The organism is Ruminococcus sp. CAG:330, assembly GCF_000437175.1.
In the GTDB taxonomy this organism is placed as follows: domain Bacteria; phylum Bacillota; class Clostridia; order Oscillospirales; family Ruminococcaceae; genus Ruminococcus_C.
The window spans coordinates 1-6777 of record NZ_FR898012.1; the positions used below are offsets into that span (position 1 = coordinate 1).

The 6777-nt window shown below is 54.5% G+C and carries 9 protein-coding genes; all 9 read left to right on the forward strand.

Features of this window, described 5'->3' with window-relative positions; genetic code table 11:
- Positions 1-90: 90 nt before the first annotated feature.
- Positions 91-591 (forward strand): signal peptidase II, encoded by a 501-nt coding sequence (gene lspA / locus QZL66_RS02440; protein ID WP_022410177.1) that lies wholly within the window; start codon positions 91-93, stop codon positions 589-591.
- Complete coding sequence (locus QZL66_RS02445) at positions 584-1501, forward strand: RluA family pseudouridine synthase (protein WP_022410178.1); 918 nt, start codon at positions 584-586, stop codon at positions 1499-1501. Before lspA ends, QZL66_RS02445 begins: the two co-directional genes overlap by 8 nt.
- A 21-nt stretch (positions 1502-1522) precedes the next feature.
- Positions 1523-2341 (forward strand): Cof-type HAD-IIB family hydrolase, encoded by an 819-nt coding sequence (locus QZL66_RS02450; protein WP_022410179.1) that lies wholly within the window; start codon positions 1523-1525, stop codon positions 2339-2341.
- Between the two features lie 36 nt (positions 2342-2377).
- Complete coding sequence (locus QZL66_RS02455) at positions 2378-3217, forward strand: transketolase (protein ID WP_022410180.1); 840 nt, start codon at positions 2378-2380, stop codon at positions 3215-3217.
- A 3-nt stretch (positions 3218-3220) separates the two neighbouring features.
- On the forward strand, positions 3221-4171 hold the full coding sequence (locus QZL66_RS02460) for a transketolase family protein (RefSeq protein ID WP_022410181.1): 951 nt from the start codon (positions 3221-3223) through the stop codon (positions 4169-4171).
- Positions 4172-4278: 107 nt separating this feature from the next.
- Entirely contained in the window at positions 4279-4851 is a 573-nt protein-coding gene (locus tag QZL66_RS02465; RefSeq protein ID WP_022410182.1) for a putative ABC transporter permease, read from the forward strand.
- Positions 4852-4897: 46 nt separating this feature from the next.
- Positions 4898-5173, forward strand: coding sequence for a YlmC/YmxH family sporulation protein (locus QZL66_RS02470; RefSeq protein ID WP_022410183.1), 276 nt, complete (start codon positions 4898-4900; stop codon positions 5171-5173).
- Between the two features lie 177 nt (positions 5174-5350).
- Positions 5351-6097 carry a 30S ribosomal protein S2 gene (gene rpsB, locus QZL66_RS02475; protein ID WP_022410184.1) on the forward strand — a complete coding sequence of 249 codons (747 nt, stop codon included), beginning with the start codon at positions 5351-5353 and terminating at the stop codon, positions 6095-6097.
- A 114-nt stretch (positions 6098-6211) separates the two neighbouring features.
- A partial coding sequence (gene tsf / locus QZL66_RS02480) for a translation elongation factor Ts (RefSeq protein ID WP_293601786.1) occupies positions 6212-6777 on the forward strand: 566 nt, incomplete at its 3' end.

Genomic DNA, 6777 nt, shown 5'->3' on the forward strand with positions numbered 1-6777 from the left:
AGAGCGTCGGCACAAACGCAGAGCACCCGACACTGTGCGCACGCTGCGCCGCAGTGATCGCACAGTCCTAAGCGATAGGAGGAGCAGCGAGTGCTGATTGCTTCTTTGCTGGGGATTCTTCTGCTCGCCGGCGCAGACCAGCTCATTAAATACTGGGCGGTGACGCAGCTCCAGCCGGTAGGCGAAAAGCCGTTTCTGCACTTCGGTGATTTTCAGATTCTGGGCTTTCGCTATCTGGAAAATGACGGCGCTGTGTTCAGCAGTTTTTCCGGCATGCGCTGGCTGCTGATCGTCTTTACCTCCCTGATGATGGTGGTGTGTCTGATCTATCTGATTCGGGAGTACCGGAAATCCAAGCTGCTGACAGCAAGCCTGACACTGATCATTGGCGGCGGCATCGGCAACCTGATCGACCGGATTTTTCGGGACGGTCTGGTGGTGGACTATCTGGATGTGAAGCTGTTTCACTTTGCCGTGTTCAACTTTGCGGATTGCTGCGTGGTCGTCGGTGTTGTGCTGCTGGCGTGGTATCTGCTGTTCGGCGAGCGCCGGCAGAAACCAGCGGAAAAACAGGAGTCGAAGAATGCCTGAACATGTAACTTTTACGGTACCGGAGGAGTTCGCCGGCGAACGTCTGGACAAGTGGCTTGCCGCACCGGAGCGTGATCTGCAAATGACACGTTCGGCAGTGCAATTGCGCATGGAACAGCAGGCGGTGCTGGTGAACGGAACGCCGGTTCCCAAAAACTACCGCCAGCGTGGCGGCGATGTCATCGAGATCACCCTGCCGGAACCGGAGCCGCTGACGCTGGAACCGGAGAACATTCCGCTGGATATCGTCTATGAGGACGCCGACCTGCTGGTGGTGAATAAACCCAAGGGCATGGTGGTGCACCCCGCACCCGGTCATGCCACCGGAACGCTGGTGCATGCGCTGCTGTATCACTGCGGTGACCAGCTCTCCGGCATCAACGGTGTCATTCGTCCCGGCATCGTTCACCGTATCGACCGCAACACCAGCGGGCTGCTGATGGTGGCGAAAACCGATGCGGCACACCATTCCCTGTCTGCACAGATTCAGGCGCACTCGTTCACACGGGAGTATCAGGCAGTGGCGATGGGACGCTTTCGGGAGCCGTCGGGCACTATTGATGCCCCCATCGGCAGACATCCGGTGGATCGAAAGAAAATGTGCGTGACCCAAAAGAATTCCAAGCGGGCGGTGACGCACTACGAAACGATTTTGGCGTACCAAAAGGCAACCCATCTGCGGCTGCGGCTGGAAACCGGACGCACCCATCAGATTCGGGTGCATCTGGCGTATCTGGGGCATCCGGTGCTGGGGGATGACGTCTACGGAAAGCCTTACCCGGGGCTGGAGGGACAGTGTCTGCATGCAGCGAAAATCGGATTTGTCCACCCTACAACGGGGCAGTATCTGGAATTCGAAAGCCCGCTTCCCGACTATTTCCGGCGGGTGCTGCGGCAGCTTCGCACCTGAGGAAAAAAGGAGTGCTGTTGTATGAAACGATTGGATACCACGTTGCTGATGACAGATCTGGACGGCACATTGCTGCCGTCCACAAAAGAGATTCTGCCGGAGGAGCTGGAGGCAATCCGGCAGTTTCGGCAGCAGGGCGGAAAGTTTGCCATTGCGACCGGACGCACCCTGCAGGCGGCGCAGCGCTATCTGGATCTGGTGCAGGCGGATGTTCCGGTGATCCTGTTCAACGGCGCCGGCATTTATGATCCGCTTTCCGGAACGATGCTGGACACGGAGTCCCTGCCGGCAGAGGCTGCATTTCAGATGACCCGGCAGGTGCTGGAGGCATTTCCGGAGGTTTCTGCAGAGATTCTGCGTGCGGACGGCACCTATGTGCCACGGATGACGGAGTACGAGCGGGAACATCTGGAGATCTGTCGGGTAGAGCCGGTTCTGCTGCCGCTGGAAGAGATTCCCCGCGGGGAATGGCTCAAGGTGCTGTTTGCCATTGCGCCGGAGCGCATGCCGGAATTGACGGCATTTATTCAGGGGCAGGGCTGGCAGGAACAGGCTGATTTTATGCAGTCCGAGGCACGCTTCTATGAGATGCTGCCAAAGGGCGTGACCAAGGGCAGTGCCCTCCAGAAATACCGGCGCTTGTGCCACATGGAGGAATTCCGGATCGTGGCGGCAGGCGATTTTGACAACGATTTGGAGATGCTCTGTGCCGCTGACATCGGGGCGTGTCCGTCCAACGCACAACCGTGTGTGAAAGAAGTTGCGAACATCCAGCTGACGCAGTCGTGTGAGACTCATGCGATTGCTGAGCTGATCGCACATATTATGACTGACCTGTAAACAGGTTGCATATCCAACAAATTGGAGGTTCCTAGAATGGATGAAATGACCAAAAAGCAACTGCAGGCGATTGCCTGCCGTGTGAGAATGGGTGTCATCGAGGGCACTTATCACGCAAAATCCGGCCATCCGGGCGGCTCTCTTTCCATCAGCGACACGCTGACTTATCTGTATTTTGCAAAAATGCACGTAGATCCGAAGAATCCGGAGATGCCGGATCGGGATCGTTTTGTCCTCTCCAAGGGACACTGCGCACCGGCACTGTATGCAACGCTGGCAGAGCGCGGTTTCTTTGACAAGGAGGAGCTGAAATCCCTGCGCCACATCGGTGCAATGCTGCAGGGACATCCGTGTATCCACATTCCCGGTGTGGACATGTCCAGCGGCTCTCTGGGACAGGGCATCTCCGCAGCGTGCGGTATGGCGCTGGCTGCCAAGATCGACAACGCACCCTATCGGGTCTACACCGTTCTGGGTGACGGCGAGATCGAAGAGGGTCAGGTCTGGGAGGCTGCAATGTTCGCAGCACAGTACCGGCTGGATTCTCTGGTTGCCATCGTGGACAACAACGGCCTGCAGATCGACGGCAAGCTGAGCGAAGTCTGCTCGCCGGAGCCGATTCCGGAGAAGTTTGAGGCATTCGGCTGGCACGTGATCCGCATGGATGCCCACGATTTCGATTCCATCGAGGCAGCAATGCAGGAGGCAGAAACCATCGTCGGCAAGCCGGTTGCCATCATTCAGAAGAGTGTCAAGGGCAAGGGCGTTTCCTTTATGGAAAATCAGGTCGGCTGGCACGGCAAGGCTCCCAACGATGCGGAATACGTACAGGCAATGGCTGAACTCACAGCACAGCTGAAGGAACTGGAGGGTTAAACAATGGCAGAGATGCAGAAGAAAGCAACAAGAGAGAGCTACGGCGAAGCACTTCGGGATCTCGCTGAGAAGTATCCGGAACTGGTGGTTCTGGACGCCGATCTGGCTGCCGCAACCAAGACCGGAATCTTTAAGAAGGCATATCCGGAGCGGTTCTTTGACTGCGGTATCGCCGAGGCAAATATGATGGGCGTTGCAGCCGGTCTGGCAGCCTCCGGAAAAATCCCGTTCGCCAGCACATTTGCCATGTTTGCCGCCGGAAGAGCTTACGAGATCGTCCGCAACTCCATTGGCTATCCCCACCTGAACGTCAAGATCGGTGCGACCCATGCGGGAATCTCTGTGGGCGAGGACGGTGCAACCCACCAGTGCAACGAGGATATCGCACTGATGCGCACCATTCCGGGCATGACCATTCTCAATCCGGCAGACGATGTGGAGGCAAAGGCAGCTGTAGAAGCAGCCATCCGGTACGAGGGTCCGGTTTACCTGCGCTTCGGCAGACTGGCAGCGCCGATCTTCAACGATCCGGCAACCTATCAGTTCACCATTGGCAAGGGAATTACCCTGCGGGAGGGCAGCGATCTGACACTGGTTGCCACCGGTTTGATGGTTTCCGAGTCCCTCAAGGCTGCGGAACTGCTGGAGGCCGAGGGCATTCACGCACGTGTGCTGAACATCCATACCATCAAGCCGCTGGATGAAGAGCTGATCTGTCAGGCAGCATCGGAAACCGGTCTGCTGGTAACTGTAGAAGAACACAGCATCATCGGCGGTCTGGGCGGCGCTGTGGCAGAAGCTGTGACATCCTGCTGTCCGGTACCGGTGGTTCGCATTGGTGTCAACGACGAATTCGGTTACTCCGGTCCGGCAGTAGAACTGCTGAAGAAGTTCGGTTTGTGCGCAGACAACATTGCCGCAGTGGCAAAGAAAGCATTTGCAGAGAAGAAGTAATCGTACCTTACAATCCATATCAATGTGAAAAGCAGGCGTTTCTCATCATCTTAAACGCCTGCTTTTTTTAAAATATGCGATAAAATGCGCGAAGGGAGAAGATGAGGATGGAAACAAAAACAAAAGGAAAAAAACTGCAAACTGTACAGCGGCTGTTTCTCTATTTCATGATGGCCGCAGTCATTGGGTGGTGCTATGAGGTCTTTCTGGAAGTGGTTGTGTATCACTGGGGATTCCATAACCGGGGCGTGCTGTTTGGCCCGTATTGTCCTGTTTACGGTGTAGGGATGCTGGCTTTTCTCATCTGTTTTGGAAAATTTGTACAGATGCCCATGCGCTGGAGCGTTCGCTGGATGCGTCCGATTTTAATTTTCCTGGGATGCGGCGCTGTGGCCACTGGAATCGAACTGATCGCCAGCTACCTGCTGGAATGGACAACCGGCAGCTGGCCGTGGCAGACTTATGCTGATTATGCGTGGAATTTCCAGGCCAGAATTGCACTTTCTCCGTCAATGCGGTTTGGAATCGGCGGTGTCCTGTTTTTGTATTTGCTGCGGCCGCTGTTTGCTAAAATCACAGGCTGGATGTCGGAAAAAGTGCTGGCATGGGTGAGCGGCATTGCAGCAGCAGTATTCGGAATCGATCTGGTTGCAACCATACTTTTTGCTGTTTTTTCGTGAAAGTTTTCGCCAAATTCGCATAAACTAGCTTTGAGGTGAAAATGCTATGGTTTGTACGCTGGAGGAACTGCGCAGCAAGGATGTGATCAACGTGGTGGACGGGGAGAATCTGGGGCGTGTGGACGATCTGAAGGTAGATGCGGAAACCGCAGCCGTCACTGCGCTCATTCTCTACGGCAGACCACGCCTGCTGGGGCTGCTTGGGCCGCGGGATAACTGCGTCATCGGATTCCGGCAGATTCGTCTGATCGGCAGGGATGTGATTCTGGTGGAGCTGGGAACTGCGGAAATGTATACAAAATGCACAAAAATTAAGCCGTGAGCATCCGAAAAATCTACACCGCAAAACTTGACCAAGTCCGTCGGTTTTGGTATAATAAAAAGGCAGTTCGCACGCCTGCCTTGGAATCTGCGGGTGCTTTTCCGAAATCTGGAGGAGTTGCAGGTTCGATAAGGGCGGCGGAGGAAGCAAAACCATTTTATTTAGGAGGACTACACAATGGGCGTAGTATCAATGAAGCAGCTCTTGGAAGCTGGCGTACACTTTGGTCATCAGACCAGAAGATGGAACCCGAAAATGGCTCCGTACATTTTCACCGAGCGGAACGGTATCTATATTATCGATCTGCAGAAGACCGTAAAGAAGCTGGACGAAGCTTACATGTTCGTTCGTGATCTGGCAGCACAGGGCGAGTCCGTTCTGTTTGTCGGCACAAAGAAGCAGGCTGGCGATTCCATCAAGGAAGAGGCTACCCGTGCCGGTGCGTACTATGTAAATGCACGTTGGCTGGGCGGTATGATGACCAACTTCACCACCATTCAGAGAAGAATCAAGCGTCTGGAACAGCTCCACGAGATGGAGACTGACGGCACATTCGATCTGCTGCCGAAGAAGGAAGTCGGCAAGCTGCAGCTGGAAATCGAAAAGCTGGAGAAGTTCCTGGGCGGTATCAAGGATATGAAGAAGCTGCCGGGCGCTCTGTTCATCGTTGACCCCCGCAAGGAGCGCATCGCTGTTGCTGAGGCAAAGAAGCTGAACATTCCGATCATTGCAATCGTAGACACCAACTGCGATCCGGATGAGATCGATTATGTAATTCCGGGTAACGATGACGCAATCCGTGCCGTAAAGCTGATCGCTGGCGTTATGGCTGATGCAATCATCGAGGGCCGTCAGGGCGCAGATGCAGAAGCAGCAGAAGCTGCTGAGGCAGACGCAGCAGCTGCAGAAGAGGCAGCTGAATAAGGTTCGCAGATTCTGCGGACACATTAAGACAGAAAATGTGACCGAATATGTAGTGCTTGTCATGGCATATTCGGTTTTTCTGAAAGAAAGAAAATTCTAGGGAGGAATCATCCAATGGCTAATTTTACAGCAAAAGATGTTAACGAACTGCGTAAGTCCACCGGTGTTGGCATGATGGACTGCAAAAAGGCTCTGACCGAAGCAGACGGCAACGTAGAGAAGGCAATTGAGCTGCTGCGTGAAAAAGGTCTGGCAACACAGGCGAAGAAGGCTGGCCGTGTTGCAGCAGAGGGTATGGTTGTTGCAAAGGTAAATGCAGACAATACCGTAGGCTGCGTTGTCGAGGTAAACTCCGAGACAGACTTCGTTGCAAATACTGACGAATTCAAGACATTTGTGAATCTGGTTGCAGATACCATCATTGAGAAGAATCCGGCTGACGTAGAGGCTCTGAAGGCTACTACCGTTTCCGGCGGCACAATGACTGTTGACGAAGCACTGCAGGAACTGTTCCTGAAGATTCGTGAGAACCTGCAGATCCGTCGTTTCGTTCGTTTGGAAGGCATTCTGGTACCGTATATCCACGGCGGCGGAAAGATCGGCGTTATGGTTCGTGCAGAGTCTCCGGCTGGCGCAACTCCGGAAGTTCTGACCGTTGCTAAGGACTGCGCACTGCAGGT

Bases quoted from the DNA above. Each gene is read 5' to 3' on its own strand.
- QZL66_RS02445 (WP_022410178.1), top strand. From the start codon at position 584: ATGCCTGAACATGTAACTTTTACGGTACCGGAGGAGTTCGCCGGCGAA.
- QZL66_RS02450 (WP_022410179.1), top strand. From the start codon at position 1,523: ATGAAACGATTGGATACCACGTTGCTGATGACAGATCTGGACGGCACA.
- QZL66_RS02455 (WP_022410180.1), top strand. From the start codon at position 2,378: ATGGATGAAATGACCAAAAAGCAACTGCAGGCGATTGCCTGCCGTGTG.
- QZL66_RS02460 (WP_022410181.1), top strand. From the start codon at position 3,221: ATGGCAGAGATGCAGAAGAAAGCAACAAGAGAGAGCTACGGCGAAGCA.
- QZL66_RS02465 (WP_022410182.1), top strand. From the start codon at position 4,279: ATGGAAACAAAAACAAAAGGAAAAAAACTGCAAACTGTACAGCGGCTG.
- QZL66_RS02470 (WP_022410183.1), top strand. From the start codon at position 4,898: ATGGTTTGTACGCTGGAGGAACTGCGCAGCAAGGATGTGATCAACGTG.
- rpsB (WP_022410184.1), top strand. From the start codon at position 5,351: ATGGGCGTAGTATCAATGAAGCAGCTCTTGGAAGCTGGCGTACACTTT.